The following is a 21419-nucleotide window of genomic DNA, read 5'->3' on the forward strand; positions in this document are numbered from 1 at the left end:
CTGAAGCATTGACACCCGCCGTGAGAATTTTTCCATCACTGAGTAATTTCGATGAGCCGCCAAAGAGGCTTTGGTCGAGCGTGAAAAATGCCCTCCCCTCATGACCAAAGCCCGGGTCAAGATCCCCAGCTACGTGAGTTGTCTTTGCGTAGCCATATCCATTTCTCTTTTAAAGTAAGGATGGGGCTACAGATATAGGGTGAAAGCCTCTCGCCTCACTACTGTCAGAGATGACAGTAGTGACAAGCGGCGTGTCCTCAGGCCGTCTCTTCCTGCACCAGCCGCTTGAGCAGGGCTTTGGCAACAGCTTCGGATGAAGCCGGATTCTGACCCGTGATCAAATGCCCATCCTCGACCACATAGCTCGCCCAGTCGGCAGCCTTGGAATACTCGCCGCCTTTGGCTTTGAGCATGTCCTCCACCAGAAACGGCACCACGTGCGTCAACCCCACGGCCTCCTCCTCGGAGTTGGTGAACCCGGTCACCTTCTTGCCTTTCACCACAGGCTGGCCATCCGGGGCTTGAACGTTCTTGAACACGCCAGGGGCATGGCAAACGGCGGCCACAGGTTTATTCGCGGCATAAAAGGCTTCGATGAGGGTCTTCGAATCCGTGTCCTCGGCCAGGTCCCAGAGCGGCCCATGACCTCCAGGGTAAAACACCGCATCGAAGTCGTAGGGGTCAATCTCACCCAGCGGCACCGTACTGGCCAGTACCGCTTGGGCCTTCGGATCGCTGCGAAAACGGCGTGTAGCCTCAGTCTGGGCGTCCTCTTCATCGCTTTTGGGGTCCAGCGGCGGCTGTCCGCCCTTGGGAGAGGCAAGCGTGACGGTTGCCTTGGCGTCGACAAACACGTAATAGGGAGCAGCGAATTCTTCCAGCCAAAACCCGGTTTTCTTGCCGGTATCGCCCAACTGATCGTGGGATGTAAGGACCATTAGAATGTTCATATGAGCCTGTCCTCCAAGTGTTGACGGGCAGCGAGATCGCCACCCTGCACTACTTTCAGAGGTCGCCCGGGAGCAGACGTTCAGTGGGCGTCGCGATGCCCCTTCCAACTGGCCGGTCCCGATGAACTTTCCGGGACTCTCGTTTTACCAGCCTCGGGAGCTTGCCGGCACGCCATCCAGTTCACCAGTTGCATGCCACCGGGGCGCAATTCGATCCGGGCAACCGGTTTCGGAAGGAGCTTTGGGACGAGTACTACGGGGCCGGGCAAACCGCGTAACAACCCATCCGGGCGGCCTGCCGGGTGTTTTTCTTGGTAAATCCTGTGCATTCGCGGGTCTTTGCTACCCTATGGTATGACGCATGCAAGCGTTTCCCTGATATCCAACTCCAAAAAGAGTGCATTTGTGTCAGTGATTCCCCTAGTGGTGTGTGACGACTCCAACATGGCCCGTAAACAGGTCCTACGTGCTCTGCCCGCGGACTGGCCGGTGTCCGTTACCGAGGCCGTCAATGGTCGCCAGGCCATGGACGCGATACGCCAGGGCCTGGGCCAGGTGGTACTGCTCGATCTGACCATGCCGGAGATGGACGGTTATCAGGTGTTGAGCGCCTTGCGCGACGAAGGGTTGAAGGCGCAAGTCATCGTGATCTCCGGTGACGTCCAGGATGAAGCGGTACGCCGCGTGCTCGAGCTAGGCGCGCTGGCGTTCCTGAAAAAGCCTTTCGACGAAAACGAACTGCGCCAGACCCTCACCCGGGTGGGACTGTTGACCCAACCCGGCAAGGTGCCGCTGCAGAATCGTTCGGCACCGGACGCGGCCATCAGTTTTCACGACGTGTTCCGCGAGACCGTCAACGTTGCCATTGGCCAGGCAGCCGCCCTGATCGCCAAGGTCTTGGGCGTCTTTGTGCAACTGCCGGTGCCCAATGTGAACATTCTCGAAGTCGGTGAGCTGCATATGGCGTTGAACGATGCCAGCAGCTCACAGCAACTCACGGCTATCTGCCAGGGTTTTATTGGCAGTGGCATCGCGGGTGAAGCCCTGCTGATGTTTCACGACTCGGAAATCGCCGACATCGCACACCTGATGCAACGCCAGAGCAGCGACTATTCCGACCTGGAAATGCTGCTGGACCTTTCCAGCGTCCTGATCGGAGCTTGCCTGACCAGCATTGCCGATCAGATCGATGTGGGATTCTCTCAAGGTCACCCACAGATTCTCGGCCAACACGCGGCGATCGATGAGCTGATCCGAGTCAACCGCAAGCGCTGGAAAAAAACCCTGGCAGTGGAAATCAGCTACAGCCTGGAAGGGCACGATATTCGTTTCGACCTATTGCTGCTGTTCACGGAGGACTCCATCGAACGGTTGACCCACAAACTCGCCTATCTGATGAACTGAGCCATGAACGATTCCATTGATCTGAACGAGTTTCACTGGTTGCTTGCCGTGGTTCAGAGCATCGATGTCGGTGTGGTGGTGCTCGACCGCGACTACCGCGTGCAGGTCTGGAACACCTTCATGGAGAACCGCTCCGGGGTGCAGCCAAAGGATGCCCACAATCAGCTTATCTTCAGCCTGTTCCCTGAAATCGATCGCCAATGGTTCAGCCGCAAAGTGGAAAGCGTCGCGACCCTCGGCACGCCAGCCTTCACCGTCTGGGAGCAGCGGCCGTATCTGGTGCGGTTCGAGAACTATCAGCCGATCACCGGCAATGAAGAATTCATGTACCAGAACACCACGCTGTTACCGCTGCGCTCGCCCGACAACAACATCAAGCATATCTGCCTGGTGATCTATGACGTCACCGATGTCGCCACCAACCGGCATCAGTTGCAAGCCGCCAATGCGCAACTGCAACAGCTCTCCAGTACCGATCGCCTGACGGGCCTGTACAACCGCGGCCATTGGGAGGAAAGCCTCAGGGCCGCCTATGCCCGGCACCAGCGCTATGGCAATGCGTTGAGCCTGGTGATGCTCGATATCGACCACTTCAAGCGGGTCAACGACACCTACGGTCACCAGGCCGGCGACAAAGTCATCGAGCAGGTCGCCAGGCTGCTGCGCGAGCACGCGCGCGACTCCGATGTGGTCGGGCGGTATGGCGGTGAAGAGTTTGGCGTGGTGCTTTCGGATACCGACAGCACCGGTGCGCAAACTTTCGCCGAACGCATGCGTCACTCCGTAGAGGCGCTGGAGGTGGTGTACAACGACCAGCGCATCCGTTTCACCATCAGCCTGGGGGTGGCCGACCTGAGCCAACCCTCGAACAGCCACGCCGACCTGATCGCCTGGGCGGACCAGGCGCTGTATACGTCGAAGAAGACCGGGCGTAACCGGGTGACGGTGTACGAGCAGGTTTAGCCTGCGGAGATTGGTTCAATGAGCACATTTAACGCAGTCTCGGATTCCGTGCAGGCCCTGATATTGGAACGCAACGGCTGGGTACCCAACAACCCGCGCCTGCCCGTGCTCGTCTACCCCGGCGCCATCGCCGTTCGGGACGGCGATGCGGCGGCGTTGATCGAAGAGACTTTTCGCGCCAATGGCTGGCCCCCGCAATGGCGTTACGGGATTTACAACTATCACCACTACCATACCGAAGGCCATGAAGTGCTGGGCGTCGCCAGTGGCCAGGCGCGCTTGATGATTGGCGGTCCGCAGGGACATGTCCTCGAGGTGAAAGCCGGTGACGTATTGCTGCTCCCCGCCGGTACAGGCCACTGCAACCTGCACGCCAGCGAGGATTTCCTGGTGGTCGGCGCCTACCCTCCCGGTCAACAGGCCGACATCTGCCGTGAAGCACCGAGCGAAGCCCAACTGGCGAAGATCGCCAGCCTGCCATTTCCCGACAGGGATCCGGTGCAAGGGCGCGAGGGAGCTGTCGTCCGGTATTGGACAAGCCGGCGATAGCACCCAGGCGGCGCTACCAGACCCTGTCCAAAAGTACCTTCGCCGCACTGAACGACCGCTAGTCCCACGGCCCGTCATCTCTCTGAACTTCCGTCCGGAATCGCCCCTCTGCCCTTTACCCACTATCGAGAGAGGCAGGACGTCATGAGAGCACTCACCTATCACGGTGCCCACAGTGTGAAAGTCGATACGGTCGCCGACCCCGTCCTGGTGGACAGCGACGACATCATTCTGCGCGTTACCGCAACGGCGATTTGCGGGTCCGACCTGCACCTCTACCGCGGGAAAATTCCCGCCGTAGAGCACGGCGATATCTTCGGACATGAGTTCATGGGCATCGTCGAGGAAACGGGTTCAGCGGTGACCGCGGTGCAACCCGGCGACCGTGTGGTGATTCCATTCGTGATCGCCTGCGGCAGCTGTTTTTTCTGCCAGATGGATCTGTTCGCCGCCTGTGAAACCACCAACACCGGGCGTGGCGCGATCCTGAACAAGAAGGCCATTGCACCGGGCGCGGCGCTTTTCGGTTTCAGCCATCTGTACGGCGGCATACCGGGCGGCCAAGCCGAGTACGTACGTGTTCCGAAGGCCAACACCGGGCCGTTCAAGGTACCGGGGACCCTGTCGGACGAAAAGGTCCTGCTCCTCTCGGACATCTTGCCGACTGCGTTTCAAGCGGTCACCAACACCGGGATCGGCAAGGGTTCGAGTATCGCGATCTACGGCGCCGGGCCCGTCGGTCTGTTGAGTGCCGCTTGCGCGCGGATGCTGGGCGCCGACCAGATCTTCATGGTCGATCATCATCCCTATCGCCTGGCCTACGCGCAGCAAACCTACGGCGTGATTCCGATCAACTTCGATGAAGACGACGACCCTGCGGACACGATCATTCGTCAGACCAGAGGCATGCGCGGCGTGGACGGTGTGGTCGATGCGGTGGGCTTCGAGGCCAAGGGCAGCACCACCGAAACGGTACTGGCCACGCTCAAGCTCGAAGGCAGCAGCGGCAAGGCGCTGCGCCAATGCATCGCGGCAGTCAGGCGTGGCGGTGTGGTGAGCGTGCCGGGGGTGTATGCCGGCTTCATCCACGGTTTCCTGTTTGGCGATGCGTTCGACAAAGGCCTGACCTTCAAGATGGGCCAGACCCACGTGCAGCGTTATCTGCCCGAACTGCTTGGCCATATCGAGACCGGTCGTTTGTCCCCTGAGGTGATCATCAGCCACCGGATGTCGCTGGAGCAGGCCGCCGAGGGCTACAAGCTTTTCGACAAGAAGCAGGAGGATTGCAGGAAGGTCATTTTGACGCCGGGCAGCCCGCACGTGGCGTTGCCGGAGGGTGATGTTCCGAATGGTGCGATGGCGCTGACTTGAGACTTGGCGAGTTCATGGTGGTGAGGGGAACTCAAGGGCTGCTGCGCCGCCCGGCGGGAGCAAGCTCCCTCGCCACGGTGTTCAGTCTACGGCCTGGTGGTTAGAGGGGTTGCGCCATACTTGCCCATCAGTTTCAGCGTCACCCCGTTGGTCCAGCCAAAGCCGTCCTGCAACTCATATTCGCCGCCTCCTCCGCCATCGCCACGCCCGGATAAATCGTATTTCTCTACCAGCTTGTTCTCCTTGCGGTAGAGGTTCTGGACCTGCTGCAAAAAACCACTGCCAATCTGCTGCGCCAGTGCCGTTTGCTGGTAGCGGTCGAGCCCCTCCACCGCCACCCATTGCAGCGGTGCCCAGCCGTTGGGCTCATCCCACTGCTGGCCATTGCTGACCTGGGTGGTGGCGATGCCGCCGGGGCGCAGCAGGCCTTCGCGTACCGCATCGGCGGTGCGATTGGCGTGCTCGGTGGACGCCAGCCCCGTGTACAGCGGGAAAAGCGTCGCGGCCGTGAGCTGTTGGCGTTGCTGGTTGCGTTGCCAGTCGTAGTCCACATAGAAGCCTTTGTCGGCATTCCACAAGTGCTTCTCGATGGCATGTTGGCGCAGCTCGGCGCGCCGACCGTAAACCTGGACGCAGGGGCTGTTCTGCACCGTCTCGCAGGCTTTGGCGATGGTTTTTTCGAGATGATAGATCAGGCTATTGAGGTCCACAGGCACGATGGCCGTGGTGCGTATGCTCGCCAGGTCCTGGCTATCGTCCAACCAGCGGGAACTGAAATCCCAACCGCTTTCGGCACCGGCACGCAGGTCACGCCAGACCTCTTCCCTGGGCCGGTGCGGCGCTCGCTCGGCGGTGCTGACATCTTGCAACCAGGACTCCTGTCGAGGCGTCGCGCTGGTATCCCAATAGCGGTTGAGCACACTGCCATCGGCGAGTTTGACCACGTGTTGCGCGGCCGCGCCCGGCTTGAGCGCCTGGGCGCCCTCCATCCAGTAGGCATACTCTTTCTGCAACTGTGGCAGGTATCGCCCATAGGCCTGATCGCCTTCGATACGTGCCTGCAACTCCACCATATAGGCAAAGAATGGCGGCTGCGACCGGCTCAGGTAGTAGGTGCGATTGCCATTGGGGATATGGCCGTAGGTGTCGATCATGTAGGCGAAATTGTCGGTCATCTGGCGAACCCGGGCTCTCTCACCGCTTTGCTCGAGCCCCAGCATGGTGAAGTAGGAATCCCAGTAGTACATCTCGCGAAAGCGCCCGCCCGGCACCACATAGGGTTGCGGCAACGGCAGCAAACTGCTGTATTGCGGCACCTGGCTGTAGCTGCGGCTCAACACCGGCCAGAGGTTGTCGATGTGTTCTTCGATCGAAGCGCCAGGTTTCGATGCCGGGCTTTGCGCCTCGCCGGATTCGATGAAATTGTCTTGCACGAAAGTTTTCAGATCAAAGCCATCGCTGCCCCGGCGAGCCAGGTAATCGGCGCGGATTTTCGCAGGATCACGCTTGGGCAGCGCATCCACGAAGTGTTTCTGGTCAGTGAAAAGCTGCCCGCGTTGCACCGCTTCGAACAGCTCAGGGTACGCCTGGTCGGGCGGCAGATTGGCTCGCCCCTGGGCATCTTCATAACTCCATGTCGCGGCCGGTTGGCTTGAGCAAGCCGCGCAGAGCAGCGCGGCGAGGGATAGGCTGGTGAAATCCATTGGTCGCATAGACAGCTCCATCATGTTGTCGATCCTGACAAACGACTGACATGAAGGAATGGCCTGGGTTCATAAAAAGCCCTCCTACTTGAAGGCCTCTGGATATAACGCTCGCGCCTGCTGCTCAGAAATAATATCGGCATAACGCTCCGACTGCTCCCAGAAGGCTGCGCACGATGAACATCGATGCAGACGGGAATGGAGAACGATGCTCATGGCAAGTTCAGGGGGATGCTGGCCGGACTCCCATAGCGCCCGGCAAACCGGGCAACCTTTTTTCTGCCATTGTGTGCTCATCAAAACTCCCCGCAGCAATCCACCCGCTATTCGGCCCCGAAACGTTTTCCGGTCCACTGTTGCCTTTTTCCCCATCAGCCTGGCGATGGTAATAGAGAAGCTGGGGCCCCCCTCGTAAATTTCATATTGGTCTGTCCAATTAGAAAAACAACAAATTGGTCTTGCCAATATTTTCCTCGGCGTGTAGTTTTTGGGCGAAGCTCGTCCGAACGGGTCACAGCCCGTCTACAACAAAAAAGAGCTCCGGTCGCGGCAACCGGGCGCTCGCAACCCTCCTGCGCGTGTAGGCACCCGTTGTCTGCGCGCCAGCCAAGGAGCATCGACATGTTGACCGTCATCTGTAACGAACCCGGCTCGCTAAGCAGCATCGAACGTGACAAACCGGCCAGGAGTCCAGGAGAGGTGCTCATCCGGGTCAAGCGCGTCGGGGTCTGCGGCACTGACCTGCATATCTTCACCGGCAACCAGCCCTACCTCGAATACCCGCGTGTCATGGGTCATGAGTTTTCCGGGGTTGTAGAAGAGCCGGACAGCGCCAGCGACCTCGCCATCGGTGATGTTGTCTACGTGATGCCCTACCTTTCCTGCGGAACCTGCATCGCCTGCCGCCAGGGCAAGACCAACTGCTGCACCCGTATTCAAGTGTTGGGGGTTCATTGCGATGGGGCTTTCACTGAGTACCTGAGTGTTCCCCACCAATTCGTGCACAAGGCCGTGGGGGTTACCCTCGATCAGGCGGCGATGATCGAGTTCCTGTCCATCGGCGCTCATGCTGTGCGGCGCTCAAATGTCCAGGCGAGTAAACGCGCACTGGTGGTCGGCACCGGGCCGATCGGCATGGCGGCGGCGATCTTCGCCAGCCTGCGCGGGGCGCAAGTCACTGTCCTGGATACCCGTGAAGATCGTCTTGCGTTTTGTAAGCAACACTTGGATATCCACGCTGCCGTGCAAATCGGCGAAGGTGACAAGCAGGCCCTGGCCGAACTGACAGAGGGCGATTTTTTCGACGTGGTGTTCGATGCCACGGGCAATGCCCGGGCCATGGAGCGCGGGTTCGAGTTCATCGCCCACGGCGGCACCTACGTGATGATTTCGGTGGTACGGGACTCCATCACCTTTTCCGACCCGGAGTTTCACAAGCGTGAAGCCACGCTGATGGGCAGTCGCAACGCCACCCAGGAAGACTTCCGGCACGTGGAAGAATGCTTGCGCAACGGATTGATCCCGGACGCCGCCCTGAACACCCATCGACTGACACTCAGCGACGTCGCCCATTCGTTCAGCACCTTGCTCGACCCCAAGCAGGGTGTCGTCAAAGCAATCATCGAGTGCTAGGAGGAAGACGCACCATGAACCCGCCGTCTTCTTTGCTTGTTTTAACCCCCGGTGATGATGTTGCCGTAGCTCGAGGCGATATTGCCGAAGGGCAACAGCTGAACGCCGACGGCGTCGCGCTGGTCGCCCGGCAGCCGATTCCGTCCGGCCACAAGATCGCCCTGCGCCGGGCGCTGGCAGGCCAACGAGTACTCAAGTATGGCCAGACCATCGGCCAGGCGACACAGGACATCGAGCCTGGCGATCATGTCCACGTGCACAACCTGGACATGCCCACGACCAATGCCGAACAGAGCGTGCAGAACGTTTATATACCCACCGTGCTCAACGGTGAGCCGGCGACGTTCGAGGGTTTCGTGCGCGATGATGGGCGCGTTGGTACCCGCAACTACATCGGGGTTGTTTCCAGCGTCAACTGCTCGGCAACCGTGTGCAAACACATCGCCAATGCCTTCTCTGCCGAGCGCCTGAAAGACTTTCCCAACGTCGATGGCGTCGTGGCAATTACCCATGGCAGCGGCTGTGGCATGGGGGCCACGGGTGAAGGCATCGATATCCTCAAGCGTACCTTGCGCGGCTATGCCGATCACCCCAACTTCGCTGGCGTGCTGTTGATCGGCTTGGGTTGCGAGGTCAACCAACTCACCCCCTTGATGGATGAACTCGGCGATCGCTCAGCGCTGCTCAAGGCCAGCCTGATCATTCAGGACGCTGGCGGTACTCGCGAAGCCGTGCAGCGTGGCATCGCCCATATCGAGCAGATGCTGCCGATCATCAACGACTTCCAACGTACTGCCGTGGCGGCCAGCCACCTGAAGGTCGGTCTGCAGTGCGGCGGCTCGGATGGTTACTCGGGGATTACCGCCAATCCGGCACTCGGCGCCGCTGTCGACCTGCTGGTGCGCAATGGCGGCACCGCCATTCTGTCGGAAACGCCGGAAATCTATGGCGCCGAACACCTGCTGACAGCCCGCGCCGCCTCCGCTGATATCTCGGCAAAATTGATGGCGCGGATCCATTGGTGGGAAGCCTACGTACGCCACAACGACGGTGACATGAACAACAATCCCTCGCCTGGCAACAAGGCCGGAGGCATCACCACCATCCTGGAGAAATCCCTGGGTGCCGTGGCGAAGGCCGGCGCCAGCGGACTGATGGGCGTTTACCAATACGCTGAAACGGTGGATGCCCGAGGCCTGGTGTTCATGGACACGCCCGGCTACGACCCGGTGTCTGCGACCGGCCAGGTGGCGGGCGGCGCGAACCTGATCTGCTTCACCACGGGCCGCGGTTCGACCTACGGGTGCAAGCCCACACCATCCTTGAAAATCGCCACCAACACCCGCCTGTTCCAACGCATGGAGCTGGACATGGATTTCAACGCCGGAGGCATTGTCGATGGCCTGGAGTCGGTGGCCGAGGCCGGTGAACGGTTGTTCCAATTGATGCTCGATACCGCTTCCGGACGCCGCACCTGCAGTGAAGAAAACGGCTTGGGCGACAATGAGTTTGTGCCTTGGCAGATTGGCGCGGTGATGTGATTGCCGCACCACCGCGCCCACATGAATGAACAGCATCAAGCGCCTATGGTAGCCTTCGCAGACTATCTGATGGACACCGTTGCCATGGTCTCACCGATCAACGCCGCTGAGCGAAAGCCGTACCAGAAAATCGCTGACCAACTGCGAAACTACATCGTCCAGGAGGACTTCAAGGCAGGCTCCAGGCTTCCTCCCGAACGCGATTTGACTCAACTGCTGGGGGTTTCCCGGCCTTCGCTGCGCGAGGCACTCATCGCCCTGGAAATCGAGGGCGACATTGAAATCAAGATGGGCTCGGGCGTGTACGTGCGCACCCGGTCCATGGACGGGAAAAACAAGGGCGAAACCTTGGGCGAGAGCCCGTCGGAATTGATGCAGGCGCGCGCCTTGATCGAAGGCGAGTCGGTGGTCCTGGCCTGTTTGCACGGCAAAAAAAGCGACTACCGCTATCTGCAGGAATGTATCGACGCCATGCGCGCCAGCATCGCCAACGGCCAGCCCCCTCTGGAGGACGACCGCAGGTTTCATCAGCGCCTGGCCAAAATGAGCGGTAACTCTGCTTTGGTCCGGATCATCACCGCGCTGTTTGATGAACGACATAACCCTATTTCGGCACACCTGAGCAAGCACTCCGAGAACGCGTTGACCTGGGAAGCCGCCGTCATCGAGCATGAGGCGATCCTGCACGCCGTCGCCAACAAGGATGTGCTCGGTGCTCAAACCTCCATGCGCCAGCATCTGAGCCGCTCGGAGAACCGTTGGTTGCAGGCGCTGGGGCCGGAAGACATGAGCGATTAGACCGGCGGTGGATGGGCGTTGATGTGGATCACTCAAACTCACTCAACTGCACACCGAACCTGTGGCGAGGGGATTTATCCCCGTTGGGCTGCGCAGCAGTCCCCAAGCCAGTCACTGCGGTGTGTCAGGCTGATCGCATTCAATCCTTGGGGCTGCTTCGCAACCCAACGGGGATAAATCCCCTCGCCACAAAAGCCCTCGGTAACTGACGCATCGCCACAGGCTTTTTGGCCTGACAGATTTCCCCTGTTTATTTTCAAGCCTCAGCCCAACTGTTTCCGCACGGCCAGTTCCACACCACGGATTTCCGCCAGGCCCTTGAGGCGACCGATCAGCGAGTAGCCGGGATTGCTTTTGCGGTGCTGGTCATCGAGCAGTTGATGCCCATGGTCCGGTCGTAGCGGCAAGCGCGGGCCACCTTCGCGCTCACGCCTGCGCTCTTCGGCCACCAAGGCACTGATGACCCCGACCATGTCGACGTCGCCACCCAGGTGATGGGCTTCGTGAAAGCTGCGTGGGTCGGCCTCCCGGCGGGTTGAGCGCAAGTGAGTGAAGTAGATGAACGGCGCAAACTGCTTGGCCATCGCCACCAGGTCGTTGTCTTCGCGCACACCATAGGAACCGGTGCAGAACGTCAGGCCATTGGCCGGACTCGGGGCGGCATCCAACAACCATTGGGCATCTTCAGCGGTGGAGAGGATGCGTGGCAGCCCCAGCAGCGCCCGAGGTGGATCGTCCGGATGGATCGCCATGCGTACCCCCACTTCCTCCGCCACCGGGATCACCGCGCGCAAGAAATACCCCAGGTGTTCACGCAATTTCACTTCGTCGATGTCGGCGTAAGTGCGCAGCAAGGCCCGGAAGTTTTCCAGGCTGTAGTGCTCCTCGGCACCGGGCAGGCCGGCGATCAAGGTGTTGACCAAGGTCTCGCTCTGGGCCGGCGTCAGTTGCTCGAAGTAGGCCTTGGCCTGCTGGATGTCCTCGGCGCTGTATTCAGCCTGCGCCCCCGGACGCTGGAGGATGAACAGGTCGAAGGCGGCAAACGCGGTTTGATCGAAACGCAGCGCCCAGCCACCATCCGCCAGCTCATAGGTCAGGTCGGTGCGAGTCCAGTCCAATACCGGCATGAAGTTGTAGCACACGATATCGATGCCGCAGCTCGCCAGGTTGCGCACGCTTTGCTGGTAGTTGGCAATGTACTCGTCACGCCGCCCGCAGCCACGCTTGATGTCCTCGTGCACCGGAATGCTTTCCACCACTGACCAGCTCAAACCGGCCGCTTCGATCATCGCTTTACGAGCCGCGATAGCCTCCACCGGCCACACCTGGCCATTAGGGATTTCGTGCAATGCGGTGACGATGCCGGTCGCACCGGTTTGGCGAACGTCCGCCAGGGAGATCGGGTCTTTGGGGCCAAACCAACGCCATGTCTGTTCCATGTTGTTCTCCTTTTTGTTAGTTGGGTGCGGCAAAGGTCTGCAAAAAACTGTCGATGCCGTCGCGAATCAGGGCGCCATAAGCACCTTGCACAGCCTCACGAAACGCCGGGCGCTCCGACAACGCGGCCGGAAAGACTTCGTCCAAATCGAGAAAGGCTTCCACCAACGATGCGCCGTCGAAGCGCCCCGCCAGATCGGCAAAAGTCGCACTCAAAGGGTCATCAATCACGTGCATCGGATGACCAGGCAAAGGTCGTGTGCAGTAATGAATCCATGCCGCGATGCCCAGCGCGGTACAGCCGATACCTCGCCCCTGGTCGAGCAATTGCCGGGCGCCGAGCAACCAGCGTTGCGGCAGCTTCTGCGAACCGTCCATGGCGATCTGGCGCAGACGATGCTGCAGGCTGTCATTGGCAAAGCGCGCCTTCAGATCGTGGGCATACGCCGAAAGATCGATGCCCGCCGGCATATCCAGGGTGGGCGCCGCTTCCTCAGCCATGTAACGCTCGAAGAGCCGTGCCAGATTCGCGTCACTGACGGCGTCGAACACCGACTCATGGCCGGCCAGCAACCCCACGTAGGCCAGCAACGAATGGCTGCCATTGAGCATGCGCAGCTTCATCGTTTCAAACGGGCGCACGTCTTCCACCATCTGCACGCCTTCCACTTCCCAGTCCGGACGGCCCAGGGGGAAGTGATCCTCGATCACCCATTGGCTGAAGCTTTCACAGACCACTGCCGCCGGGTCGTGACAGTCCAATTGTTCCAGCCGTCGAAAGGACTCGCCGTCCATCGCGGGCACAATGCGATCGACCATGCAGCTGGGAAACGCCACCTGTTGGTCGATCCACTGCGCCAGCGCCTCATCCTGCCTCGTCGCCAACGCGCTGACCGCCTGGCGGGTGCGTTGACCGTTGTCGGGCATGTTGTCGCAGCACAACACGGTGAATGGCGGGATGCCGGCGGTACGACGGCGACGCAGGGCCTCAAGGACAATGCCAGGCGCTGAGCGCGGCGCTTGCGGATGAGCGATGTCATGGGCAATCAGCGGATCTTCGCTGCGCAACTGCCCGGAGGATGGGCTCAGGCAGTAGCCTTTTTCGGTGACGGTGAGCGTGACGATCCGCGTTTGCGGCGCAGCCATCCGCTGTAATAGCAACTCCAGGTCGTGGCCGCCCTCGCCCACATACAAGGCCTGGCGCAAGACCGCGATCTCGCGCAGGGTCACCTGCTCGCGGTCGCGGTACTCGGCAACGTGGTAGCGACCGTCCTGCTCGCGCAATTGATCGACCAAGGTGCGATTGGAGCGCAGGTTGGCGCTGCACAGCCCCCAGTCGCTTTCACCATGACGGTTGAGATGGCGTTGCAGGTAGACCGCCTGGTGGGCGCGATGAAACGCGCCCAAGCCCAGGTGCACGATACCGATCTGCGCTGCTGCGCCAGTGGAAAGCACTCGTTTCACAACAGGCATCAATACGCTCCTTCTGTTCAGGGATGGCTCAGGGCCGAAGCCGGTTGCGAACCTTGTGCCGCCGAGTCGCCGGTATTAGCTAGCGCCAGGGGTTTCACATAGCGTGCCACACACACGGCACCGATCACGGTCAACAGTCCCGCCAGCAGGAACGCACTGGTGAACGAGCCGGTGAATTGCACCAGAAAGCCGGTCAAGGTTGGGCCGACAATGCCCGAGGTGTTCGCCAGAAAGTGCATGAAGCCACTGACCCCACCCACCCGCGCCGCCGGGACGGTGTCCTGGATGATCGCCCAGTAAATAGCGCCGGTGAGGTAAAGGAAGAACACTGCCAAGGCGACGAGGATGACCGCCGGATACAAGGTCTTGACCATCCCGGCACAAGCGATACAGACGGCGCAGGCCAACAGGCATGTCACCAGCACCACTTTACGCGAGAACATCATCCGCCCGGTTTTCTTGAACACGAAGTCGGAAATGAAACCGCCCAAGGCCAGGCCGAGGAAACCCAGGACCCAGGGAATGACCGTGGCGATGCTCATGTCCTTGACGTTCAGGCCGTGGGCCATGGTCAGGTAGCTGGGGAACCAGGTCAGGAAGAAGAACAGCGTGTAGTTATAGGAAAAGAACGCCAGGGACGTGAACAGCACCGTCGGTTGCTTGAGGTAGTACCGCAGCGGAAACACCGGTTGTGCCGCCAGCTCGCTTTGCCCCTCGGCCCGAAGAATCTCCTCGGCACCCTCGCCCTCTGGCCTTTCCTTGACGAACTTGAACCACACCGCCGCCCAGACCAGGCCGATCAGCATGATGATAATGAACGACATCTTCCAGCCGTAGGTGACGGCGATAAAGCCTACCACGGGACCGGAAATCGCCCCGCCCAATGGCGTGCCGGACATCGACGTGCCTATCGCCCGCGCCCTGCGCTTGGGGGTGTACCAGTTGTTCACCATTTTGCTGGTGGTAACGCTCAGCGGTCCTTCGCCCATGCCGAACAGAATCCGGATGAGCACCAGCGAAGCGAAGCCCACCGTCAGCACGGTCAGGCCGCTGAACAACGACCACAAGACCATGGCCAACAGCAGCGTGGTCTTGGCGCCATAACGGTCGGCGGCCCAGCCACCGATGAAATTGAAGGCGGCATAGCCAACGAAAAAACTGCTGAAGATCATGCCCATTTCACCCGTACTCAGACCGTAGTCCTTCTGGATGAAAGGCGCCGCCACAGACAATGCCGAGCGGTCGAGGTAATTGATGACCCCGGCCAGGAACAGCATGATGATGATTAAGCTACGTCCTTGACCAAACATGGTGGAGCCTCCCGCTTGTTGTGTTTATTCGGTGAGGGTGCCCGCACTCGGGCACGATAAGGTCGGAAGATCAGTGGTGGGCGTTCGTCAGTTCCACCAGTACCTTTCGGGTTTGCTCGGGGTGTTTTTCGATCAGGTCGATGGCACCGGGCATTTCGTCGAACGTGACGCGATGGCTGATCAGGTCCTGGACCTGCAACTGGCCGCTGGCGATCAGTTCGATCACCTTGGGGAACTTGCGGTTATTGAGCCGTGAGCCCACCAGGGTCAGTTCCTTCTTGATCATCTCCAACTGCACCAGGTCGCTGGGCGTGGCATTGAACCCCAGCAGGCCGATGCGTCCGGCCGGCGAGGCCAGGCGCACCATCTGCGGCATCAGTGCCGGGATGCAGGCGGCGTCGACAATCAACGGCACGCCTTCACCCTGGGTGAGTTCACGCATCGTGGCTTCGACATCGACTTGCTGGCCGTTGAGGGTCCGGCTCGCACCCAGTGCCCGCGCCGTCTCCAGGCGACTGTCGATGACATCGGTCACGGTGATGTCGGTCAGCCCCAGTGCCCGGGCCATCTGCACCAGGGTCAGGCCGATCACCCCGGCACCGTAGATCAGCACGCTGTCGCCCGGATGGGGCTGCATGCGATCGAGCACATTCAGGGCAATGGAATAAGGCTCCACCAGGGCACCGTGGCTGAGGGACATCGAATCGGGCAAGCGGTGGGCGTTCTCGGCCGGTACGCACACCTGCTCGCTGAAACCACCGTCACGATGCACGCCGATCACTTGCAGCCGCGTGCAGACATTCGGTCGGCCGATACGGCAGGGATAACACGTGCCGCAACTGATCACCGGATCGACGCACACCCGGTCGCCCACTTGCAGGTGTTCGACGCCTTCGCCGACTTGCCGGATCACCCCGGAAAACTCATGGCCGGTGACACGGGGGAAACGCACGAATGCGTTCTGCCCATGAATGATGTGCATGTCCGAGCCGCAGATGCCGGCGTAAGCCACATCGACCTGGACTTCACCACGAGCCACCTGCGGTCGGTCGACCTGGGCCAGCCCGAACTCGAAGGGTGCTCTTACCTGGAACGCTTTCATCGGGTCACTCCTGGCGGGGACATCCGCCCGCCGCTTGATGGGTTGGAAACGCTTCACCAGTGCCAGAGCGTGCCGTCTTCAAGACGGTTGACCGGCAGGCTGGCACGCTTGTAGGGGTATTGACGGGCGAGGTCTTCATCAATGTCGACGCCATGCCCCGGCGCATCGCCGGGCGTGAAATGACCGTCCTCGAAGCGATAGGCATGGGGGAAGACTTCATCGATGCGGTCTTCGTGGGGCATGTGTTCCTGGATGCCGAAATTGGGCACCCACGTGTCGAAATGCAGGGCCGCGCCCATGCACACCGGTGACAGGTCGGTGGCGCCATGAAAACCGGTACGCACTTGGAACAGTGCTGCGAAATCGGCAATGCGCCGCACATGGGTGATGCCGCCGGCATGCACCAGTGTCGTACGGATGTAGTCGATCAACTGTTCCTGGATCAACTCGCGGCAGTCATGGATGGAGTTGAACACCTCGCCAACCGCCAGGGGCGTGGTGGTGTGCTGGCGGATCAGGCGAAAGCTCTGCTGGTTTTCGGCTGGCGTGCAGTCTTCGAGCCAGAACAGGTTGTACGGCTCCACGGCCTTGCCCAGGCGCCCCGCTTCGATGGGCGTCAGGCGATGGTGCACGTCGTGAAGGATATGCAGGTCGTCGCCAAAGCGTTCACGCACGGCGGCAAACAGCTTGGGCACGTGGTTGAGGTATTTGGCAGTGTCCCAGACGTGTTCGGCGGGCAGGTCGCTGTCGGCCGGCTCATAGCGTTCGCCGCTGCGCTTGGCGACGCCGTAGGTGGTGGCGATACCCGGTATGCCGCATTGCACGCGCACGGCCTTGTAACCCAACTCGACATGGCGAGCGACTTCGTCCAGGCAGCCTTCGATGTCCTTGCCGGTGGCGTGGCCGTAGACCATTACCCGCTCGCGACTCTTGCCACCGAGCAACTGGTACAACGGCATGTTCGCGGCCTTGGCCTTGATGTCCCAGAGTGCCACGTCGACGGCGGCGATAGCGGTCATGGTCACCGGGCCGCGGCGCCAATACGCACCGCGATAGAGGTACTGCCAGATGTCCTCGATGCGATGGGCATCGCGGCCGATCAGCGCGGGCAGGACATGCTCCTCCAGATAGGCGACGACCGCCAGTTCGCGGCCATTCAAGGTTGCATCGCCAATGCCGTAGAGACCTTCATCGGTGACGATCTTCAACGTGACCAGGTTGCGACCCGGGCAGGTGACGATGACGCGCGCTTCAACGATTTTCATAAAGTCAGACCTGTGCAACAGAAGAAAGAGAGGACGCGCCCATGTTCGGCATCGCCGCCTGGGAAATCAGCGCCCCCCGGTACTGGACAACCTGGGCCGCCAGGCGATGGCCCCAGCGGGCGGCCTGCTCCGGGTCGCCGCCCCGCAGGCGGCAGGCCAGGTAAGCGGCGTTGAACGAATCGCCGGCGGCGGTGGTATCGATGACATGGGCAACATGCTGGGCGGGCACTTCGAAACGGCCTGCCGGGCATTGGATCAAGCAGGAGTCGGCGCCGCGCTTGAGGGCCACTTCGCCGACTCCCTCCTGCGCATAAGCACTGAACAAGGCATCGGTGTCGCGGTAGCCGAACAGGATGGCGTCATCTTCCCAGGTGATCAGGGCCAGGTCGGTCAGGCGCAATAGTTCGCGGTAGACCTGCCGGGCCGCTTCGGGATCGGGCCAGAGGTGGGGACGGTAGTTGTTGTCGAAAACAATGCGCGTGCCCCCTCGGCGCGCCAGGTGCAAGGCCTGGATCAGGCGTTGGCGCCCTTCTGGCGTAAGGATCGCCAGGCTGATGCCGCTCAGGTAGACGTAGTCGTAATCGGCCAGTCCATTGAGCAGGGTGTCGGCCTCGGGGCCGTCGAACATGCGCCGCGCCGCTGCCTCCCCGCGCCAGTAGAGGAAACGCCGCTCGCCACGCGGATCGGTCTGGATGAAATACAGCCCCGGCAGCGCGTCTTCAATCACGCGGACATGGACGTCACCGATCCCTTCATCCAGCCAGGACCGGCGCATGGCAACGCTGAACGCATCGCTGCCTACGGCCGTCATGTAGTCCAGGGCAACTGCGCCACGGGGATTCAATCGGGCCAGGTAGACCGCGGTGTTGAGCGTATCGCCACCGAAGGTCTGCATGATCGCGGCACCCGGTTCACCACGCATCTCGATCATGCATTCCCCTACCAACGCCACCTTCAGTGGACGGGCGAAGCGGATCTCCGGGCCATGGTTAAGCGTTATATCCATAATCAACGCGCCTTTCTTGTTTTTAAAACGGCGTTTCATTTTTATCTCAAGGCCCGAGTCTAGTCAGATTTCCGGTCTCGTCAAGCAAAAATGAAACAGCGTTTTGTTCTGCTTGCGTATATCCTTGGGTTTTACTTTTCACGTTGGAGCCTTCATGGACAACAGCGTCATTCCAAACAACGAGCTGGTGTCGGCAGTGGGCCGGACCATGGCCGTGCTCGAGGCACTGGCCGAGCATCCGGAAGAAAGCGGCGTCTCGGAAATCGCCACCAAACTGGACATGTCCAAGGCCACGGTTTATCGCTTTTTGCAGTCGCTCAAGGCGCGGGGGTATGTGGTGCAGGATGCCGAGGATCGCTATCGCCTCAGCGTGCGGCTCTTCGAACTGGGCGCCCAGGCCCTGCCCCACCTCGACATCGTCCGGGAAGCGGAGCCGGGCATGCGGCGGATCAACGAGCTGACGGGCGAGACCGTCCACCTGGGGATTCTCGACGAAGGCAGCATCGTCTACGTGCACAAGATCGACTCCAAGTACAACCTGCGCATGTACTCGCGGATCGGTCGGCGGGCACCGCTGTACTGCACCGGCATCGGCAAGGTGCTGATGGCCTGGCTTGAAGAAGAAGAGCTGCTGGCGCACCTTGCGCAGGAAAGCTTCGAGCGCCGCACAGCCAATACCTTGACCAGTGCCGAGGCGTATCTGCAGGAACTGGAGACCGTTCGCCAACAAGGCTACGCCGAGGATCATGAAGAGTTCGAAGACAACATGCGTTGCCTGGCGGCACCGATCCGCGACCGCTTTGGCCACGTGATCGGCGGGATGAGCGTTTCATTCCCCTGCTTTCGCTTCAGGGAAGAGTTGAAGCAGGACTACGTCAAGCAACTGATGCAAGCCACCCAACAGATCTCAGGTCAGCTGGGTTGGCATGCACGGTAATAGCCGTCGACAACCGTGGCGAGGGAGCTTGCTCCCGCTGGGCTGCGCAGCGGCCCCAAAACCTGCCGAATGCGGAGCATCAGACACACCGCAACCGCCGGTTCACGACTGCTTCGCAGCCGAGCGGGAGCAAGCTCCCTCGCCACAGAGTCCACGTTTTTCCTAAGTGGACCACATTACCTGTGGGAGCGGGCTTGCTCGCGATGACGGCGGCACATCCAACACCTGTCCAGGCTGATCCACCGCTATCGCGAGCAAGCTCGCTCCCACAGGTCTCGACTGGCGGGTCTCAGAACCAGGTTTCCATCTGCATGCCGTACTGCCAGACGCCGCCGGCGTTGAAGTCGGTCTTGCCGAAGGAATCCGTGGTGCTGTACCGGTCCAGGTCCGACGACCAGTTCATCACGCTGGCGAACAGGCGTAGCTCGGGACGCGTGAGCAGATCGCCCAGGTCTGGCTTGAAGGTCGGGGCGACCGTGAACTTCCAGAAGTTACCGTCGACCGCATTGCGTTGCAGGTAGCCCTTGGGGTCGAGCTGCATGGTTTGCCAACTCATCTCGTAGGCCATTTCGAAATTGCTGTTGATTTCGTTGGCCAACCGCACGTTCAGGGTCATCCAACGATAGTCGTCGCCCTTGACGTAGCGGTCCTTGCTTTGCTCGGCCAACAGGCTCGGGCCGATGCGCCAGTTGGGCGCCAGGGGCGTCTCGCCGTACAGCGCCACACGCAGGGCACGGGCATCGTCGATCAGTTCGCCATCAGCGCCGATGTTCTTGACCTCAGCCCCCAAACCCTGCCCATAGAGCAGCGCGGTCTTGAAGAAGCCCTCGCGGCCGAAGAAAGTTTTCTGGTGATTGGCAACCATGCTGTGCAAGCCGGAATCGGCCGGCGTCAGCCCCGCTTCATTGGTGCGCGTGCCGAAGTCGTTTTTCTTCGAACCAATGGCGTTGAACATCCACTGCCACTGCCCACCGTCAAAAAACTGGTTGGACGTCAGGATGTAGCTTTCCACATCGGCATTGACGCCGCCCTCGCTGAAATCCCCGTAGTTACGACCGATCAGCGAATAATTCGAGCGCCAGTCCTTGTTCATCTGCACGTCGTAGATACCGCCGCCGGTGCCGGCCAGGTAGACAACGTCGGAGTCCAGCCAATGGATGTCGAAGTTGTCCCTGTCGAAGCGCTTGCCTGCCCACAGGGTGGAATTTTCGAACATCGAGTTGCCCTTGAATGCCGCCAGGTGATCGAGTTCGGTAAACACCTGGCGCACGTTCAGGTTGCTTTCCTCGGCGGTCCAGTCGTTGGAACTCTCCACGCCATCGGCGATGGACACCGTGAATTTGGAGCGGGTGCCGTTCTGCGCGTACAGCTCTTTCGACAGGTCGATGCGCATGTAGGTGTCGTCCTCGTTGCCAAGTCGCCCGACGGCGCCACCGACAGAGCCCGCCGGGGTGGTGTACGGGCCGCCACGACCGCCGCCCAACCCATCATTGATCAGCAACCCGGAGCGGGCGTAGCCCTTGAAGCTGAAGCCGTCAGTGAGGTGTGGGCCACTGCCCTGCTTTTCCGTACTTTGCTGGCGGGCTTCGAGTTTGGCCAAGCGTGCATCCAGCGTGGGGGCCTCAGCGGTGGACACTGACGGTTGCATGGCGGGCGCGGCGAGTTTGATTTGCTGCAGTTCCCTGGCAAGCGCCTGGGTTTGTTGTTCGGCGGCGGCGGCACGCTTTTCCGCTGCGCTGGCACGGGCCTCGAACGCGGCCATGCGCTCTTCCAGAGTCGCGGCCTGAGAGGTGGCCGCCGAGGCGCCGAGCACGCTTGCGAGTAGCCAGCTTGATGCTTTCTGCATGTGGATTTCCCTGTTTTGTTTTTATTGTTCTGTTGCCGTGAGCGGCCTTTTTCACCCAGGTTCTGAATTGTCAAAACTCAGGAAAAAAAGGATGCCTCATCGCAAATACACTGCTACATTTGGCGATGTTAA

Annotated in this window: 17 protein-coding genes; 8 read left to right on the top strand and 9 right to left on the bottom strand. The window is 60.6% G+C overall.

Going from position 1 to position 21419, the window contains the following annotated elements; translation table 11 throughout:
* Nucleotides 1-257: 257 nt before the first annotated feature.
* The gene (locus PBDP_RS17465) at nt 258-950 is read right to left on the bottom strand and encodes a type 1 glutamine amidotransferase domain-containing protein (protein ID WP_212801054.1); all 693 of its coding nucleotides are present in this window, start codon (nt 948-950) and stop codon (nt 258-260) included.
* Between the two features lie 405 nt (nt 951-1355).
* On the opposite strand from PBDP_RS17465, the gene PBDP_RS17470 reads away from it, so the two are divergent.
* The 4 genes from PBDP_RS17470 to PBDP_RS17485 all read left to right on the top strand — a co-directional run bounded on the left by PBDP_RS17470 (nt 1356) and on the right by PBDP_RS17485 (nt 5237).
* A complete protein-coding gene (locus PBDP_RS17470; protein ID WP_256594249.1) occupies nt 1356-2354 on the top strand; it encodes a response regulator in 999 nt (332 codons plus the stop codon).
* A gap of 3 nt (nt 2355-2357) precedes the next feature.
* The gene (locus PBDP_RS17475; RefSeq protein ID WP_109753179.1) at nt 2358-3317 is read left to right on the top strand and encodes a sensor domain-containing diguanylate cyclase; all 960 of its coding nucleotides are present in this window, start codon (nt 2358-2360) and stop codon (nt 3315-3317) included.
* A gap of 18 nt (nt 3318-3335) precedes the next feature.
* Complete coding sequence (locus tag PBDP_RS17480) at nt 3336-3866, top strand: cupin domain-containing protein (RefSeq protein ID WP_109753180.1); 531 nt, start codon at nt 3336-3338, stop codon at nt 3864-3866.
* Nucleotides 3867-4010: 144 nt separating this feature from the next.
* Nucleotides 4011-5237, top strand: a complete 1227-nt coding sequence (locus tag PBDP_RS17485) for a zinc-dependent alcohol dehydrogenase (RefSeq protein WP_212801055.1) — start codon at nt 4011-4013, stop codon at nt 5235-5237.
* An 86-nt stretch (nt 5238-5323) separates the two neighbouring features.
* Here the strand turns inward: PBDP_RS17485 and treA are convergent, their stop codons facing one another.
* On the bottom strand, nt 5324-6949 hold the full coding sequence (gene treA, locus PBDP_RS17490; RefSeq protein WP_212801056.1) for an alpha,alpha-trehalase TreA: 1626 nt from the start codon (nt 6947-6949) through the stop codon (nt 5324-5326).
* 612 nt (nt 6950-7561) lie between these two features.
* On the opposite strand from treA, the gene PBDP_RS17495 reads away from it, so the two are divergent.
* The 3 genes from PBDP_RS17495 to PBDP_RS17505 all read left to right on the top strand — a co-directional run bounded on the left by PBDP_RS17495 (nt 7562) and on the right by PBDP_RS17505 (nt 10911).
* A complete protein-coding gene (locus PBDP_RS17495; RefSeq protein ID WP_163858201.1) occupies nt 7562-8572 on the top strand; it encodes a zinc-binding alcohol dehydrogenase family protein in 1011 nt (336 codons plus the stop codon).
* A gap of 14 nt (nt 8573-8586) precedes the next feature.
* On the top strand, nt 8587-10113 hold the full coding sequence (locus PBDP_RS17500) for a UxaA family hydrolase (protein WP_109753184.1): 1527 nt from the start codon (nt 8587-8589) through the stop codon (nt 10111-10113).
* Nucleotides 10114-10197: 84 nt separating this feature from the next.
* Entirely contained in the window at nt 10198-10911 is a 714-nt protein-coding gene (locus tag PBDP_RS17505) for a FadR/GntR family transcriptional regulator (protein WP_109753384.1), read from the top strand.
* A 263-nt stretch (nt 10912-11174) separates the two neighbouring features.
* On the opposite strand, the gene uxuA is transcribed toward PBDP_RS17505, so the two are convergent.
* From uxuA to PBDP_RS17535, 6 genes are all read right to left on the bottom strand, one after another.
* On the bottom strand, nt 11175-12350 hold the full coding sequence (uxuA, locus tag PBDP_RS17510; protein ID WP_212801057.1) for a mannonate dehydratase: 1176 nt from the start codon (nt 12348-12350) through the stop codon (nt 11175-11177).
* 16 nt (nt 12351-12366) lie between these two features.
* The gene (locus PBDP_RS17515; protein WP_212801058.1) at nt 12367-13821 is read right to left on the bottom strand and encodes a mannitol dehydrogenase family protein; all 1455 of its coding nucleotides are present in this window, start codon (nt 13819-13821) and stop codon (nt 12367-12369) included.
* 17 nt (nt 13822-13838) lie between these two features.
* Entirely contained in the window at nt 13839-15131 is a 1293-nt protein-coding gene (locus PBDP_RS17520; protein ID WP_109753187.1) for an MFS transporter, read from the bottom strand.
* 70 nt (nt 15132-15201) lie between these two features.
* Nucleotides 15202-16233: a Zn-dependent oxidoreductase gene (locus PBDP_RS17525; protein ID WP_212801059.1), complete on the bottom strand. Its 1032-nt coding sequence runs from the start codon at nt 16231-16233 to the stop codon at nt 15202-15204.
* Nucleotides 16234-16286: 53 nt separating this feature from the next.
* The gene (manD, locus tag PBDP_RS17530) at nt 16287-17498 is read right to left on the bottom strand and encodes a D-mannonate dehydratase ManD (protein WP_212801060.1); all 1212 of its coding nucleotides are present in this window, start codon (nt 17496-17498) and stop codon (nt 16287-16289) included.
* Between the two features lie 4 nt (nt 17499-17502).
* The gene (locus tag PBDP_RS17535; RefSeq protein WP_212801061.1) at nt 17503-18504 is read right to left on the bottom strand and encodes a sugar kinase; all 1002 of its coding nucleotides are present in this window, start codon (nt 18502-18504) and stop codon (nt 17503-17505) included.
* Between the two features lie 154 nt (nt 18505-18658).
* Between PBDP_RS17535 and kdgR the strand changes: the two genes are divergently transcribed.
* The gene (gene kdgR, locus PBDP_RS17540; protein ID WP_109753190.1) at nt 18659-19441 is read left to right on the top strand and encodes a DNA-binding transcriptional regulator KdgR; all 783 of its coding nucleotides are present in this window, start codon (nt 18659-18661) and stop codon (nt 19439-19441) included.
* A gap of 289 nt (nt 19442-19730) precedes the next feature.
* Here kdgR and PBDP_RS17545 read toward each other — a convergent pair whose 3' ends face one another.
* Nucleotides 19731-21287 carry a carbohydrate porin gene (locus PBDP_RS17545; protein WP_163858187.1) on the bottom strand — a complete coding sequence of 519 codons (1557 nt, stop codon included), beginning with the start codon at nt 21285-21287 and terminating at the stop codon, nt 19731-19733.
* Nucleotides 21288-21419 lie beyond the last annotated feature (132 nt).

This window comes from Pseudomonas sp. St290 (assembly GCF_018325805.1).
GTDB classification, from domain to species: Bacteria; Pseudomonadota; Gammaproteobacteria; order Pseudomonadales; family Pseudomonadaceae; genus Aquipseudomonas; species Aquipseudomonas bijieensis.